We start from the raw sequence: 14614 nt of genomic DNA, 5'->3' as shown, positions 1-14614 counted from the left end.
CGTCGTGCCACCAAACCGGGGTCGCTGCTGCGAAGCCAAATCCCGGTACGCACCTGGGCAGACTGGGACGACGCCAAGCCGGGCTTTGTCGAGATCGACTTAGTCTCCCACGACGGCGGAAACACCATCGGGCCGTTCGCATTCACCCTCACGGTCACCGATATCGCCACGGGATGGACCGAGAACCGCTCGGTGCCTACCAAGGAGGCCAAGTGCGTCCTGGCCGCTTTGGAAAGCATCGCTGCCAAGATGCCGTTCCCGATCCTGGGGGTGGACTCCGACAACGGAGCCGAGTTCATCAACGTCTATCTGTTCCTTTGGTGCAGGAACCGCGAGATCACCTTCACCCGGGCGCGGCCGACCAACAAAAACGACGGCTGTCACGTCGAGCAGAAGAACTGGGCGGTGGTCCGCACCCTGGTCGGCTACCACCGCTACGATACCGCCCCAGAAATGTTGCTACTTAACGAAATCTGGCAGCTGCAGTCCCAGTTAACCAACTACTTCTACCCGCAGCAGAAACTACTCTCCAAGGTCCGCGACGGCGCCAAAGTGACCAAAAAATACGACACTGCGACCACCCCATTCCGCCGCGCGATCGATCACCCCACCATGACCGATGACCGCATAGCGTCCATGACCCGAACCCACGCTTTGATCAACCCCGCCGCCACTCAGCGCCAAATCCAGGCCCTGACCGCACAGCTGCTCAAAGTGACCACGACCAAGTCCGAACCCTCCAGCAGAATCCGCATCCCCAAGCGCGCACAAACACATGAGGCAACGAATCCACCCTCGCGCGCATCTTGACGTGAGGCAACACGCCACTGACTCGTCGCTAACCTGGTGCTGTGAGCGCCAGAAGTCGCATCCAGGTGGCGCGGGTCTACGACGAGGTCGGCCCCGACGAGGGGCAGCGCGTGCTGGTCGATCGGGTCTGGCCGCGAGGTGTACGCAAAGACGACCCGCGAGTGGGCATTTGGTGCAAAGACGTGGCGCCGTCGAAGGACCTCCGCCAGTGGTATCACCACGACGCAAACCGGTTCGACGAATTTGCGGCACGCTACAGAAGCGAACTGCGCGACAGTGGCGCCCTGCAAGAGCTGCGCGAGCTCGTCAAGCGGAGGTCGGTCACGCTGGTCACCGCGACTCGCGACGTCGAAATCAGCCAGGCGGCCGTCCTGGCGAAGCTCCTCCAAGCCCGCTGAACCGCGTCTGAAAAGCGGCGTCGTAGGCTCGATGAGAAATGACTGACACCCAGCCCATCCTCCCGCGGGAACTCATCGATCTTCCCGAGGCGATCAGCAGTGTCGGGCCGCCGCCCATCCCAGACCTGCCCGAACCCTACGGGCTGCGTGTTGTCGACCCGGACGCCGACGCCGAAACGATCGCGGAGTGGATGAGCCGGCCTCATTTGGTGCAGGCCTGGGAGTCCAACTGGCCGGTGGAGCGGTGGCACCGATATCTGCAGGCGCAACTGGAAGGCGAATTTTCGCGGCCGTTCATCGCCACCCTGGACGGGGTTGATCGGGCATATATCGAGTTGTACAGGGCGGCAAAGGATTCCATTGCTGCACGATATGACTACGACCCCCACGATCTGGGATTGCACGTCGCGGTCGCCGATCTGGACTACATCGAGCGGGGGCACGTCAGTTACCTGCTGCCCTATTTGGTGGTCAGCATCCTCACCCTCGATCCGCAATGTCGCCGCATCATGTTCGATCCCGACCATCGCAACGTGTTGGCGCGCAAGTTTTGTGAGCGCAGCGGTTGCGCATTTCTCGGCGAGCATGACATGTCGAATCGGCGGATGGCGCTGTACGTGCTGCCCCGCACCCCCGAGGACATCCCTCGCCGGCGCGACGGCTGAGGCGTCGCGCGTCAAAGTTGTTGCGCGATCTGCTGTCCGATCAAGGCCGCCGCTTCCCCCAGCACGACGCTGACGAGGATGTTGGCCAGCGCGGCGTGCAAGCGACGTTCCTCGCCGAGCCGCTGCGTTTCCAGCATCCAGGTGGAAAAGGTGGTGTAGGCGCCGACGAAGGCGGTGCCCACCAGCAGGGCAGCCTCCTTATTCAACGCCAGGCCGCCGAGGAAACCCAAAAGCGCTGCGCCGCTGACGTTCACGGCCAGCGTCCCGAACGGAAACGGCCGAGATAACCGGCGCGCCACGGTGCGATCGATAACGAAACGCAGCACCGACCCGATGCCGCCGATCAGCACGACGCCGACCCAGAGTAGAGCCGTCGTCACGGTGGCGGCCGTCATCGCCGAATCCGGACACGGCGCACCAATTTGGTGGCGAGGTGCACCGCCAGCAATCCCAGCACGGTGCTGGTGACCGTGTATCCGACGGCCAGCACCCAGTGGCCGTGCTCGATCATCCGCAACGTCTCGACCTGCATCGTCGAGAAAGTGGTTAAACCGCCGCACAATCCGGTGCCGAGCAGGGGCCGCCGATAGCTTGACGTCGGCAATCGCTCCAGCAGCCGGGTGGTGAAGTAACCCACCAAGAAGGCCCCGACGATGTTGACCGCGAACGTGGGCCACGGCCAGCTGGCCGGGTCGGCGCCGGCGAGGGTGCTCAGCGCGACGCGGGCCAGGGAACCCAGCGCACCACCGGCAAACACCGCGGCCAATTCGCGATAGTCCCGTTGAGCCACGGGTCAAGTCCTTTCGAGCTTGTGAACGCTTCGCAGCATAGAGCGACATGCGAGTGGAGCACGGGCACAATTGGCTGACATGGCCCATCCGCGCGCCGGTCAGCCGGCCCAGCCCGAAGACCTTGTCGACCTGCCGCACCTGGTGACGGCGTATTACTCGATCGCGCCCGACCCCGGTGACGTCGCCCAGCGGGTGGCGTTCGGCACGTCGGGCCATCGCGGGTCGGCGCTCAACGGCGCGTTCAACGAGGCGCACATCCTGGCGATCACCCAGGCCATCGTCGAGTACCGCGCCGCGCACGGCGTGACTGGTCCGTTGTTCATCGGCCGGGACACCCACGGGCTTTCCGAGCCGGCGTGGGTGTCGGCGCTGGAGGTGCTGGCCGCCAATGAGGTGGTGGCCGTCATCGATTCCCGCGACCGGTACACGCCCACCCCGGCGGTCAGCCACGCCATCGTCACCTACAACCGAGGCCGCACCGAGGCGTTGGCCGACGGTATCGTCGTGACCCCGTCGCACAACCCGCCGTCGGACGGCGGCTTCAAGTACAACCCACCCAACGGCGGCCCCGCCGACACTGACGCAACCAACGCAATTGCCCAGCGCGCCAACGAGATCCTGCGCGACGGGGCGGGCGTCAAGCGCATCCCGCTGGCCCGTGCGCTGCAGACCGTGCAGCGCCACGACTACCTGGGCAACTATGTCGACGACCTGCCGAACGTGGTCAACGTCGATGCCATCCGCGAGGCCGGGGTGCGTATCGGCGCCGACCCGCTGGGTGGGGCGAGCGTCGACTATTGGGGCGAGATCGCTCAGCGGCATCGCCTGGACTTGACCGTGGTCAATCCGCTGGTCGACGCGACCTGGCGATTCATGACCCTCGACCACGACGGCAAAATACGGATGGATTGCAGCTCGCCGGACGCGATGGCTGGGCTGATTTCGACCATCACCACCTCGGACCGCTACCAGATCGCCACCGGCAACGACGCCGACTCCGACCGCCATGGCATCGTCACGCCCGACGGGGGCCTGCTCAACCCGAACCACTACCTAGCGGTGGCCATCGAATACCTCTACACCCGGCGGCCGTCGTGGCCGAGCGGCATTGCCGTCGGCAAGACCGCCGTCAGTTCGTCGCTGATCGACAGGGTGGTCGCCGGCATCGGTCGCAAGCTGATCGAGGTGCCGGTCGGATTCAAGTGGTTCGTCGACGGCCTGGTCGAGGGCACCATCGGCTTCGGCGGCGAGGAGTCAGCCGGGGCGTCGTTCCTGCGGCAGGACGGCTCGGTGTGGACCACCGATAAGGACGGCATCATCCTGGCCCTGCTGGCTTCCGAGATCCTGGCGGTCACCGGGCTGAGTCCGTCCCAGCGCTACCAGCAGCTGGCCGCCGAGTACGGCACGCCCTGCTACGCGCGGGTCGACGCGCCCGCCGATCGCGACCAAAAGGCACGCCTGTCGAAGCTTTCCGCCGATCAGGTGACCGCGACCGAATTGGCGGGGGAGCCGATTACCGCGAAATTGACCGCGGCGCCTGGCAATGGCGCACCGCTGGGCGGATTGAAGGTGACGACGGCCAATGCGTGGTTTGCCGCGCGACCGTCGGGCACCGAGGACGTCTACAAGATTTACGCGGAATCCTTCAAGGGGCCGCAGCATTTGGCCGAGGTGCAGGAGACCGCGCGCGAGGTGGTTAATAAAGTCATTGGGTGACTTTTTCCCGCCGGCTTGTCCGCTCGGGGGGGCGTGCGTCCCGTTCTAGCCGGCTGCCGCGTGAAGTCTGGATTCTGAGCTGGGCGAATATCACGATCGCCCTTGGCTACGGCGTGATCTCGCCGGCGCTGCCGACCTTTGCGCGTACCTTCGGGGTGAGCATCAAGGCGGTGACTTTCTTGGTCACCGTCTTTTCATTGAGCCGGTTGTGCTTCGCGCCGATCAGTGGACTGCTCACCGAACGGTTGGGTGAGCGGCGCATCTACATCGGCGGTTTGCTGATCGTGGCGGTGTCCACCGCCGCGTGCGCCTTTTCCCAGGCTTACTGGCAGCTAATGCTTTTCCGCGTTTTCAGCGGCATCGGGTCGACGATGTTTTACGTCTCGGCGCTGGGGCTGATGATCCACATCAGCCCTCCCGATGCGCGCGGCCGGATCGCCGGTCTGTTCACCACCTCGTTCATGGTGGGCGCCGTCGGCGGCCCGGCGGTCGGCGGCCTGGCGGCGGGGTGGGGGTTGACCGCTCCGTTCGTGGTCTACGGCGTCGCCATGCTGGCCGTCGCGGTGGTGCTGTTCTACAGCTTGCGGAATTCGGCGCTGGCCGCGCCGCCGCCCCCCACGCGATCCACGGTGACGCTGCGCGAGGCGCTGGGGGTTCGCGCGTACCGTTCGGCGCTGCTGTCGAACTTCGCGACCGGTTGGTCCGCGTTCGGCCTTCGCGTCGCGCTGGTCCCTCTGTTCATCTCCGATGTGATGGGCCGGGGCATCGGCATCATCGGCGTGGTGCTCGCGGCGTTCGCGGGTGGAAACGCGTTGGCGGTCATCCCCAGCGGCTACCTGTCGGACCGGATGGGGCGGCGCACCCTGTTGATCATCGGGCTGGTGACATCCGGAGCGGCGACCGTGTGGCTGGGCTTCGTCGCGTCTTTGCCGGTCTTCATGGTGGCGGCCGGCGTGGTCGGAGCGATGACGGGGATCTACATGTCACCGCTGCAGGCCGCCGTCGCCGACATCCTGGGCAACGAGGCACGCGCGGGCCTCCCGGTGGCGACGGTGCAAATGATGTCGGATCTGGGTGCCATCGTCGGGTCCATGGCGGTCGGTTGGGCCGCCGAGCAGTTCAGCTATATGTGGGGCTTCGTCATCAGCGGGATCGTTCTGCTGATCGCCGCCATCGGTTGGGTGGTGGCGCCGGAGACCCGCACGGCGGCGGATCTCGAGGCCGATCTCCTGGCGTCCGAGGCGGACGTCGAGCCGGTCTGAGCAGCAACTTTGAAGGACGGTTACCGGTGGTGTAGCTTCGATGGGCACGACTTCGCGGGGCTATGGCGCAGCTGGTAGCGCACCACACTGGCAGTGTGGGGGTCAGGGGTTCGAGTCCCCTTAGCTCCACTTTCTAACCAGTTCAGAACAGCTATCGGAGCGGTTTTTCAATTGCTCGCCGCGCCTCGAATCGAAAACCCCCAGCGGCAAAGGTTCCCAGAACTATCTATGTGCGGCCAGGCCGCCGCGGTGCCGGGGGCGTTGCGATTCGTGTGAAGGCTTAGACCGGTGGTATCAAGCAGGTATCATCTTGGGTCATGGGAATGACCTTGCGCCCCAGTGAGCAGCAGGCAGAAGCGCTGCGCCGGCAGGCCGCCGCCGAGGGCCGGTCGATGCAGGCCGTCGCGCTGTCTGCCATCGACGAGTACATCGCCCGGCGGGCGCACAAGGCCAACGTCACCGCGGCGCTGCAGCGCGTGGTCCGCGAGGAGGCCGGGGTCTTGGAGCGCCTCAAGGACGCGTGACTGATTACCTCGATCTCGAAGATCTGCTCGAAATTGCCCGAGAGGCCGTGGGAAAGGACGTCGTGGTCAGCGACTACGGCTTGCTTGAATCGGCCCTGGCGCGACCGCGCGCGTCGGTGTTTGGCCAGGATGCGTACTTAGGTCTGCACCTGAAGGCGGCCGCGCTGCTGCATTCTCTGGCACGGAATCACGCGTTGGTGGACGGCAACAAGCGACTTGCGTGGACGGCCTGCCGGACGTTCCTGGCCATCAACGCTCAATGGATCAGCGCGCCGGAGGACGAGCGTTTCGACCTTGTGATCGGGGTGGCCGCCGGCGCAATGCCCGATCTCGACGAGATTGCAGAGAAACTGCGTAGCTGGAGCTACCACGAGGGCTGAGCTGCCGAAGGGGAGCGCACGGGTTCGAGTCCCTTTAGCTCCACCGATTGTTTGCTGATTATCGATCGTTGTGGCTGGGTATCCTGCAACCCGTGCGATTCATCTACGTCGCCGCCGGGGTTGGCGTGGCCGCCGGGGTCTTGATCGTCGGGCCGCCGGTGCTGACGGCGTCTGCGCACGCCGACTACAGCGGATATCGCCGTTGCGTAGGGAAGATGACCGAGCCGCTGGCGGGGCACGACCCCCAAAGCCTCCAGCTCGTTGGCGTCATTGAGCAGGATCTCGATTCCGGTGTCTCCCCGGCTGCGGAGGCCGAGAAAGTGGCGCACATGGGATTTGAACCAGGCTTTGCCAGCGGAATCGTTCAGTGCGTGATTGAAGAACGTCCGTAGCTAGGTGCGAGCAGATTGCGAACGAATTGCGATCTAGCGCAACGGCTTTGGCGTCCGTCTTTTCTGGTGCATCGTCCACGTTCACTCGAGCCCACTACGACGACGGCGCCATGCGTACCGCCGAGGGACGGAGTCATGACATGCATCGCCCCGACACGATCATCGAGATCCACCGCGAACGCGTGCAGGATCAGACGGCCGAAATGTTCAGCGGCGACAAGTACAGCCAGTCGGTCGACGGCGCCGGCTATTCGGCGACGGCCACACTCGACCTCACCCTGGACCGGGTCTGGTTCATCCTCGGCGCCCAACAGCGGCTGTGGCAGGAGGAAGCCGACGGTGAATTGCGCGACCCGCGGCGGCACTTTGCGATAGACCTGGTGATTTTCGATTCGAAGATCGTCTTCGATTCGGTCACCTGCATCCCGCTGGTATCGCTGCCGCCGGCCACCATCACGATCCCGGATGGACCGCGTGCCGGCGAGTCGCGCGAGATTGCGTACAACGAGATTCCGCTGTTCGGGCGGTTGACGATTCACGATCAGCTCGAGCCGCACCAGATAGAGCCGGGCAAGCAGACGATCGCGCTGAACTTCACCGCCCAGGACGCTCCCGCGCTGGTGGCCGGGCCGTCGCCAGACCGGTACGGCGGGTGGCTGTTCGGTCCGCGCGCCGAGCGGCGTGCGGGCGGGGTCACGGTCTTTGCCGGACAGGACCCCCGGGTCAGCTGGGAGCTCGATTACGCCGAGGCGCACTGGATCACCCACAGCATCGCCGGGGAGCTCATGGTGAAGCTGGAGAAGCTGCAACATCCCGGCCTCTCGGATGACGAAGCCAGAACCAGGGTGCTCGACTCGCTCGCCGCCCAGATCGCCGACGCGATCCGCCCGCAACTGGAGGCGATGGGAGACAACGGGATTCAGGCGCTACTGCCGTCGCCGGTGGACGTGGACCCGGACGCGCAGGACGACAGCACGGTCAAGCAGCTCGACGCTATGGTGCAGCGCTTCGAGGTGGGCGACGTGACCGAGGAATCTATGGTGGTGCAGCTGCATACGCTGCGCGAGTTGCCGCCCGGCGAGGAGCTGCCCCCGTCCGTTCTCGCCGAAAACCCGGGTGAGAGGGCGGCTTTGGCCGCCACCGGGTGGAGCATTTTGCGGCAGGTCCGTGACACCGTGATGAACAGTTTCGATCTCGACGAGCGCGACTTCGACCCCGATGCGCCGTGCGCGCTGGCGGGGCCGAAGACCATCAGCATCGGCGGGCAAGATCGAAGCCTCGACGGCCTCGACGCCGACATCGTGCCGCGAACCGGGGATGGCCGGTTGGTCGTCGACGGCACCGTGAGCGCCGAAACCACGCTCTACGACTTCAAGGCCACGTTCAAGGTGACCTATGAGATGGGCCTCGGCGACATCCCGCGCGACCCGAAGGGGAAAGAGCTGCTGCGCGAGGACATTGACACCATCGAGCTTCTGGAAGAGACGCTGAATCTGGCCGGCGAGAGGAAGCGCTCCCATCACCTGAGCACCGAGCAGTACGAGGCGCAAGTCAAGCGGGTCAGGGAGCGATTCGATCGGCTGCCGCGGACGGTGGGGGTGCGACCGGCGCAGAACTCTGAGCCGGACGTGACTGCGGACTTCAGCCTGACCGCGGCCGGCAAAGTGGCCACGGCCGCGGGAGCGGCGGCCGTCATCGGTCTGCTCGCGCTGCCGGTGACCTGGGTCGCGGGGGCGGCCGGGGTGGGTGCCGCCGGCGCAGGGGGATTGTTGACCCTGGCCATCGCGCAGTACATCACCACCGTCCTGACCATCGACTGGTTCGGCACCGGAATCGGTTCCCGTCAGGTCAAGAAATCGCTGAACGACCAACCCGAAGGCACGTCGCTTCCTCCGATCGGGATGCCGATTGACGTCGACCTCAATCGGCAACGCCTCGCGGTGTATTTCCGCCCGGTGCCGGCAAAGCTGTGGATTGATTGCGTCGCGGCCAATGCGGACGAAGATTCGGAAGGCAACGGCGCCGGCGTCCGCGCCGTCGGTGGCCGGTGGCCCACCGGCGGCCACCCGTGGAGGCTGTCGCACGACGACGCCGTCTTGTTCGTCGACGCCGACCAACTGGAGCTTGTTATCGATCCGGCCAGCGCGGGCGGCAACGAGGCGCCCGTTGGCGTCGACACCGAGGAGGACGGACGACGCCGCCTGCGGGTGCAGAGCGATCCCGGGGCGCTGCAGCGGCTTCCGCGCTGCACCGAGCGGGACTCACCGTAGCGAGATAAAGCCCTTCGCGGCGGTCAGCACAATGCGGCGGCCGAGAACCACCCACCGGCCACCAACGCGATGAGGAGCGCGGCGGTGGTTTGCCCCATCATCGCGGCCGCGATGACACCCACAATCGCGCAGATGAAGACGGTGACGGTCAGGACGGCAACGAGCAGACGGTGTGAATTGACCGCCGCGCCGGTACGAGGCGCGATGACGGTCTTATGGGGACGATCCACGCCAACCATGAAATCCCCTTCGGTGTGACGCCCGCAACATGCCACGACGAGATGTGGTCTACGTCACATCATAGCCTCGGCGGCTGCCGCCACTCGGTTACTGCCCGGAGACGAGGAATACGTCGTCATTTCGTCGTCGTCATTTCGTCGTTATCCGCTTGAGACCGCCAATTAGGTTTTCGCCTGGATGCTGGATTAGTCTTGCCCGCGGTTCGTTCGCGACTCAGGAAAGCAGCCATGCCTGTTCAGCCCGCTCTGTTGCGCCGTCAATCGTTGCGCAGCGCCCGCCGAGCGCGGGTCGCTCCCCGCGTGACGTGCCCGATGGTCGGCCAGTGCTTCGACATCGAAATCACTCGCGACTCGGATGGATGGATGATCCGGATTCCCGAGGTCGGCAGGGTCACCCGCGCCAGCAGCCGGGCCACCGTTGAGCTGGCGGCGCGGGAGTGCATCGCAACTTGGACCGGCATCCCCATCGGGTATGTCGCCGTGTACGTCGCCAGCGAGACCAGCTAGCGGCCGATCTCAGCGCGTCAGGTGACCAGGGACAGCGCGTAGCCGCGCCTTAACTTTCCCGACGGTGTCTTGGGAATCGCACCTGGGGCCAGTACCACCACATTGCGCGGGCGCGCCGCGACTTCGGTGACGACTTCGTGGGCAACCTCGTGCTTGATGCGCCGTACTTGGGCGGGGTCATTGACGTCATTCGATTCGACCGCAACGGCAAACGATTCCCGCGACCGGCCGGCATCGAGTCGCACGGCCGCCACACACCCTGCGCGCACCCCGGCCACCCGCCCGGCGGCACGTTCGACATCAGTGGGGTAGATGTTGCGTCCGGCCATGATGATGACGTCCTTGGCCCGGCCGCAAACCACGACGTGGCCTAGCTCAGTGAAATAACCCAGATCGCCGGTATTCAGCCAGCCCTGGTCGTCTTGGGCGGCTACAAAGCCGCCCGTCGTGACGTACCCGGATGTGACCGAGTCTCCTCGCACCTCGATCAGCCCCACGCCGCGCGTTGGCTGGACGGCGCCGTCCTCATCAACGATGCGGGCCTGCATACCCTTCAGCGGTGGGCCCAGCGAAGCCAGCCGGCAGGTGTTGCCGGTGGCGGCGGGCACTGCCCGACGCAGCACCGCCAGCATGTCGCGGTTTACCTCATCGACGACCAGGCCGTGGCCGCACTCCGAAAAAAACACTGCCACAGTCGTTTCGGCCATTCCATACGCCGGCAAGATCGCTTCGGAACGCAGCCCGAACGGCGCCCCGGCCGCACAAAGTTCTTCCACATCGGCCGGATCGACCTGTTCGGAACCTGACAAGGCCCACCGTAACGACGACAGATCGAAATCGCCGGGCTGGGCATGCCGCCGTAACCGCTTGGCCAGTAACGCGTAGGCAAAATTCGGCGCCGCGGTCATGGTGGCCCGGTATTTGTCGATCAATCTGGGCCACAACAAGATATCGGACAGGAAGTCGACCGGAGTGATCTTGACCAACTCGGCACCGAATAGCATTGGCACCGTCAGAAATCCGGTCATCCCCATGTCATGAAACAGAGGCAACCAGCTCACGATCACATCGATATCCAGGTCGTACTGGGCGCCCACGAACATCGCCTCGGCATTGGCGATCACATTGGCATGGGTGATCGTCACCGCTTTGGGGCAATCCGTCGAGCCCGAGGTCAACTGCAGGAGCGCCAAGTCGGCTTCATCGCTGTCGACGGCGTCAATCGGTGCGGCGTTTAATAACTCGGCGAACGTTACCACTGTGACAGCGTGCCCGGCCAGCACCTCCCGGACGGCCATGAACGGATCTGACACGATCACGACGGTCGCCTCAATCATGGTGATGACCGCCAAGGTGTCGTGTACCCATACCTGTAGATCGGTGCGCGGCGTCGGCTGCTGCAGCATCGTCAAACACGCGCCTCGCAACCACACTCCCTGCGCGATCGGTGCGACTTCCACCGGGGCACCGGCCAGCACACCGACCCGATCACCCGGACCGATCCCCAGCGCGGCCAATCCACCAGCCACCCGCCGAGCGCGCTGATGAACGTCACGCCAGGTAGACCGAACGGGCGAACCGGGGTCTCCGGTGACCAAGCCATGGTTGCTTGACTCGGCGGCGCTGAGCATCGACTCCAGGAATCTGCTCACTGTCATCTCCCATGTGTCAGGTTTTTGGTGGGCCCGATTTTGGCCATCTCGGCACTATGAGGTGACGGGGCAACCTTACTGCTCTTACGCGCGCAGCCTGGGAAGGCGCACCGCCGAGTTGGTGCGCAGGTACGTCAAGAGCGGAAGGGCTTTAGCCGGCCGGCGCCACGGCGATCGATTTGGTATCCACGTAGCCGTCGAGCCCTTCGGGTCCGAGTTCTCGGCCGTAGCCACTGCCTTTGACGCCGCCGAAGGGCGCAAACGGGTCCATGGTGTAGCCCTGATTGATGCCGACCGTCCCGGTGTGGATCCGCGCGGCGAGTGCCAGGGCCCGGTCGGTGTCGTTGCCCCACACCGATCCGGCCAGGCCGTAGTCCGAATCGTTGGCGATCGCGACCGCCTGGTCCTCGTCGCGATAGGGGATGACGGTGATGACGGGGCCGAAAATCTCCTCCCGTGCGATGCGCATGGCGTTGTCGGCCGCCGCGAACAGGGTGGGTCGGACGTACCAGCCACGGTCGAGTCCGTCGGGCATGTCGGCGCCGCCGACGATCAGCCGCGCGCCCTCCCGTCGACCGACGTGGATGTAATCGCGAACGCGCTGCTGCTGGCGACGAGAGACCAGGGGGCCGAGCTGGGTTTTCGGGTCGGCGGGATCGCCGACGCGAAGGCCGGACATCTCCGCGGCGAGCGCGTCGACGTACTCGTCATGGCGCGCATGGGGCACCAGGACGCGGGTCAGGGCGTTGCAGATCTGGCCGCTGTTGGACAGGCTGGCCGATCGCACCCCGGCGGCGACCTTGTCGGGCGCCGCGTCGTCGAGGACCAGGGCCGCGGACTTTCCGCCGAGTTCGAGGCTGACCTTGGTGAGGTTGGCCGCGCAGGCCGCGGCGACGGCGTGCCCGGCCGCGGTGGAGCCGGTGAACGACACCTTGTCCACGCCGCGGTGGCCGACCAGGTAGGCGCCGAGGGTCGCGTCGCCGGGCAGCACGCTGACGGCGCCGGGCGGCAGGCCCGCCTCGTCGATCATCTCGGCTAAAAGCAAGGCATCCAACGGGCTTTCGGGCGCGGGCTTCAGCACGACGGTGCAGCCGGCCAGCAGCGCGGGCACCAGCTTGGTGACGATGAGGAATTGGGGCATGTTCCACGGCACGATCGCCGCGACGACGCCGACGGGCTCTTTGCGGACCAGCACGTCGCTGCCGAAGAATCCGGCCCTGGTCTCCTGCCACTGATGCCGCTCGGCCAGGTCGCAGAAAGCGCGGATCATGAATGCGGGCAGGCCGACCTGGGCACGCTGGGCGAAGCTGATCGGCGCGCCGATCTCGGCGGTGATGGTGTCGGCCATCTCGCCGCGGCGCCGGTCATAGATGTCGGCCAAACGCCGGATAGCGGCGATTCGTTCCGATGGTTCGCTGCGGCCCCAGGGCGCCGACGTCAAGGCCGCGCGCGCGGCGGCCACCGCGGCGTCGACACCGTCGGATCCCGCCGCATCGACCTCGGCGATGGGTTCTTCGGTGTGTGGTGAGATGACTTGTACGACGCTGCGGTCCATCCGCGCCTCCCGAGGCCAATATCAACTACTTGCTATTGATGGGGTCGAGGATATACCGTCGGCCGTGACGGGGCTCTCAGGGATCGGTGAAACCGGTGCGCAGGTGGTTGTTTCGGCAGACCGTACTGCAGTACCCGGCTGGGCGCCGAAGGTTCTAAGAGATCGGACTGCTTAAGGAGCGATCATGGCTCGATTCCCCAAACCGCCGGAGGGCAGCTGGACCGAGCACTACCCGGAATTGGGCACCGACCCGGTGTCATATCAGGACTCCGTCAGCCCGGAGATCTACGAGCTGGAACGCGAGGCCATCTTCAAACGGGCTTGGCTCAATGTCGGTCGCGTTGAACAGCTCCCGCGCAAAGGCAGTTACCTCACCAGGGAGCTGAAAGTCGTCAACACGTCAATCATCTTGGTGCGCACGGGATCAGGCGGCATCAACGCCTACCACAACGTCTGCCGGCATCGCGGCAACAAGTTGGTGTGGAACGACATGCCGCAGGAGGAAACGAGCGGCGTGTGCCGGCAGTTCACCTGTAAATACCACGCCTGGCGCTACGACCTGGACGGCAACCTCACCTTCGTGCAGCAGGAGGACGAGTTCTTCAACCTCGACAAGAGTCGCTACGGCCTGGTGCCGGTGCACTGCGAGGTCTGGGAAGGCTTCATCTTCGTCAACTTCGGCAAGAAACCCGAGCAGTCATTGCGAGAGTTCCTGGGTCCCATGATCACTGGGTTGGAGGGCTACCCCTTCGACAAGATGACCTCCCGCTGGTACTACCGCTCGGAAGTCAAGGCGAACTGGAAGCTCTACATGGACGCTTTCCAGGAGTTCTATCACGCCCCGGTGCTGCATGCGAACCAGTCGCCGACCGCGTACTCAAAGGCGGCCGCCGAGGCGGGATTTGAAGCCCCGCACTACCGGCTGGACGGGCCTCACCGGCTGGTCAGCACGTCGGGGGTGCGGGCCTGGGAAATGGCCGAAGAGATGCGCAAGCCGATGGAGGACATCTGCCAGAGCGGACTGTTCGGGCCGTGGGACAAGCCCGATCTCGGGCCGATGCCAGCCGGGCTCAACCCCGCGAAATGCGACCCGTGGGGCCTGGACTCGTTCCAGCTGTTCCCCAACTTCGTCATCCTGTTCTGGGGCCAGGGCTGGTATCTGACCTATCACTACTGGCCGACGTCGTACAACAGCCACCTGTTTGAAGGAACGCTGTACTTCCCGGCGCCCCGTACCCCGCGCGAGCGGGTGGCTCAGGAATTGGCGGCCGTGTCGTTCAAGGAGTACGGGTTGCAGGACGCCAATACCCTGGAGGCGACGCAGACGATGCTCGAATCCCAGGTGATCGACGAGTTCTTACTGTGCGACCAGGAGGTCCTGATCCGTCACCTACACAAGGAGACGGCGGCCTGGATCGACGACTATCGCCGGACCTCCACGGCAGGAGTGTGA

16 protein-coding genes and 1 tRNA gene are annotated in these 14614 nt (G+C 65.2%); 12 read left to right on the top strand and 5 right to left on the bottom strand.

From position 1 onward, the window contains the following. The 3 genes from BST14_RS10355 to BST14_RS10345 form a co-directional block, all read left to right on the top strand. Positions 1–810, top strand: an 810-nt coding sequence (locus BST14_RS10355; RefSeq protein ID WP_142279344.1) for an integrase catalytic domain-containing protein, incomplete at its 5' end; no start/stop codon positions are given. A 41-nt stretch (positions 811–851) separates the two neighbouring features. Continuing rightward, positions 852–1208 carry a DUF488 domain-containing protein gene (locus BST14_RS10350; protein WP_083064412.1) on the top strand — a complete coding sequence of 119 codons (357 nt, stop codon included), beginning with the start codon at positions 852–854 and terminating at the stop codon, positions 1206–1208. Positions 1209–1246: 38 nt separating this feature from the next. Next, complete coding sequence (locus tag BST14_RS10345; RefSeq protein ID WP_083064411.1) at positions 1247–1873, top strand: GNAT family N-acetyltransferase; 627 nt, start codon at positions 1247–1249, stop codon at positions 1871–1873. 11 nt (positions 1874–1884) lie between these two features. On the opposite strand, the gene crcB (BST14_RS10340) is transcribed toward BST14_RS10345, so the two are convergent. Then, positions 1885–2268 carry a fluoride efflux transporter CrcB gene (crcB, locus tag BST14_RS10340; RefSeq protein WP_083064410.1) on the bottom strand — a complete coding sequence of 128 codons (384 nt, stop codon included), beginning with the start codon at positions 2266–2268 and terminating at the stop codon, positions 1885–1887. After that, positions 2265–2663 (bottom strand): fluoride efflux transporter CrcB, encoded by a 399-nt coding sequence (gene crcB / locus BST14_RS10335; RefSeq protein ID WP_083064409.1) that lies wholly within the window; start codon positions 2661–2663, stop codon positions 2265–2267. The genes crcB (BST14_RS10340) and crcB (BST14_RS10335) overlap by 4 nt, the downstream gene beginning before the upstream one ends. Positions 2664–2742: 79 nt before the next feature. On the opposite strand from crcB (BST14_RS10335), the gene pgm reads away from it, so the two are divergent. The 7 genes from pgm (at position 2743) to BST14_RS10300 (ending at position 9208) form a co-directional block, all read left to right on the top strand. Continuing rightward, on the top strand, positions 2743–4380 hold the full coding sequence (gene pgm, locus BST14_RS10330) for a phosphoglucomutase (alpha-D-glucose-1,6-bisphosphate-dependent) (RefSeq protein ID WP_083064408.1): 1638 nt from the start codon (positions 2743–2745) through the stop codon (positions 4378–4380). A gap of 53 nt (positions 4381–4433) precedes the next feature. Continuing rightward, positions 4434–5642, top strand: a complete 1209-nt coding sequence (locus tag BST14_RS10325; protein WP_142279349.1) for an MFS transporter — start codon at positions 4434–4436, stop codon at positions 5640–5642. Positions 5643–5698: 56 nt separating this feature from the next. Then, positions 5699–5771 (top strand) — tRNA-Ala (locus BST14_RS10320). Between the two features lie 188 nt (positions 5772–5959). Beyond that, positions 5960–6166: a CopG family transcriptional regulator gene (locus BST14_RS10315; protein ID WP_083064407.1), complete on the top strand. Its 207-nt coding sequence runs from the start codon at positions 5960–5962 to the stop codon at positions 6164–6166. Beyond that, on the top strand, positions 6163–6546 hold the full coding sequence (locus tag BST14_RS10310) for a type II toxin-antitoxin system death-on-curing family toxin (protein ID WP_083064406.1): 384 nt from the start codon (positions 6163–6165) through the stop codon (positions 6544–6546). Before BST14_RS10315 ends, BST14_RS10310 begins: the two co-directional genes overlap by 4 nt. Positions 6547–6638: 92 nt before the next feature. Beyond that, positions 6639–6938, top strand: coding sequence for a hypothetical protein (locus BST14_RS10305; protein ID WP_142279343.1), 300 nt, complete (start codon positions 6639–6641; stop codon positions 6936–6938). A gap of 140 nt (positions 6939–7078) precedes the next feature. After that, a complete protein-coding gene (locus BST14_RS10300) occupies positions 7079–9208 on the top strand; it encodes a hypothetical protein (RefSeq protein ID WP_142279342.1) in 2130 nt (709 codons plus the stop codon). 23 nt (positions 9209–9231) lie between these two features. Here BST14_RS10300 and BST14_RS10295 read toward each other — a convergent pair whose 3' ends face one another. Further along, complete coding sequence (locus tag BST14_RS10295) at positions 9232–9438, bottom strand: hypothetical protein (protein ID WP_211280696.1); 207 nt, start codon at positions 9436–9438, stop codon at positions 9232–9234. A 321-nt stretch (positions 9439–9759) separates the two neighbouring features. Between BST14_RS10295 and BST14_RS10290 the strand changes: the two genes are divergently transcribed. Beyond that, complete coding sequence (locus BST14_RS10290; protein WP_083064402.1) at positions 9760–9954, top strand: long chain fatty acid-CoA synthetase Faa4p; 195 nt, start codon at positions 9760–9762, stop codon at positions 9952–9954. A 17-nt stretch (positions 9955–9971) separates the two neighbouring features. Here the strand turns inward: BST14_RS10290 and BST14_RS10285 are convergent, their stop codons facing one another. Both BST14_RS10285 and BST14_RS10280 read right to left on the bottom strand, forming a co-directional pair. After that, complete coding sequence (locus BST14_RS10285; protein ID WP_211280692.1) at positions 9972–11606, bottom strand: fatty acyl-AMP ligase; 1635 nt, start codon at positions 11604–11606, stop codon at positions 9972–9974. A 151-nt stretch (positions 11607–11757) separates the two neighbouring features. After that, positions 11758–13161 carry an aldehyde dehydrogenase gene (locus BST14_RS10280; protein ID WP_083064400.1) on the bottom strand — a complete coding sequence of 468 codons (1404 nt, stop codon included), beginning with the start codon at positions 13159–13161 and terminating at the stop codon, positions 11758–11760. A 184-nt stretch (positions 13162–13345) separates the two neighbouring features. Here BST14_RS10280 and BST14_RS10275 point away from each other — a divergent pair, with 184 nt between their 5' ends. Next, entirely contained in the window at positions 13346–14614 is a 1269-nt protein-coding gene (locus tag BST14_RS10275) for an aromatic ring-hydroxylating oxygenase subunit alpha (RefSeq protein WP_083064399.1), read from the top strand.

This window comes from Mycobacterium arosiense ATCC BAA-1401 = DSM 45069, from assembly GCF_002086125.1.
GTDB lineage: Bacteria > Actinomycetota > Actinomycetes > Mycobacteriales > Mycobacteriaceae > Mycobacterium > Mycobacterium arosiense.
The sequence above is the reverse complement of the archived record's forward strand: the minus strand, read 5'-3'. Positions and strand labels throughout refer to the sequence as shown.